This window comes from Sulfitobacter sp. HI0040, assembly GCF_001634885.1.
Taxonomy (GTDB): Bacteria; Pseudomonadota; Alphaproteobacteria; order Rhodobacterales; family Rhodobacteraceae; genus Sulfitobacter.
The window spans coordinates 1-506 of sequence record NZ_LWEX01000282.1 but is presented as its reverse complement, the minus strand read 5'-3'; the positions used below and the strand labels follow the sequence as shown (position 1 = coordinate 506).

General features: G+C 66.2%; 1 protein-coding gene. It reads right to left on the bottom strand.

Going from position 1 to position 506, the window contains the following annotated elements:
• Positions 1 to 506, bottom strand: a 506-nt coding sequence (locus tag A3728_RS13770; protein ID WP_150120805.1) for a glycerate-2-kinase family protein, incomplete at both ends; no start/stop codon positions are given.

Below are 506 nucleotides of genomic sequence, written 5' to 3'. Positions count from 1 at the left end.
ATCAGGGCGTCGATATCGACCCTGTCGCGTGAGGGAACCGTTGGCCCTGACGCCACGTCCGACAGAACATCGCCGGGAATGTCGGAAACCACGAGGCTCACGATCGGGGTCGGCCCGGCGTGGAGCGCCAGCCTGCCGCCCTTTACGTCGGAAAACCGTCTGCGAAGGATGTTCATCACCGAAATGGGCGCGCCGGAAGCAAGGAGCGCGCGGTTCAGGGTCTGTTCATCGGCAAGCGTGAACCCTTCGGGCGGGGCGGCGAGCAGGGCGGAGCCGCCGCCGCAGATGAGCGCGATCACCAGATCGTCGGGCGTGAGATCCTTGAGTGTTTCGCGGATGCGGCGGGTGGCGTCCATGCCCGCCTGATCCGGGACGGGATGGGACGCCTCCAGAATGTCGATCCGGCCCGCTTTTTCCCCATAGCCGTAGCGGGTGACGACCACGCCCGAAAGCGCGCCCTGCCACTTTTCGTCTAGCGTGCGGGCCAGTTGTGCTGCCCCCTTTCC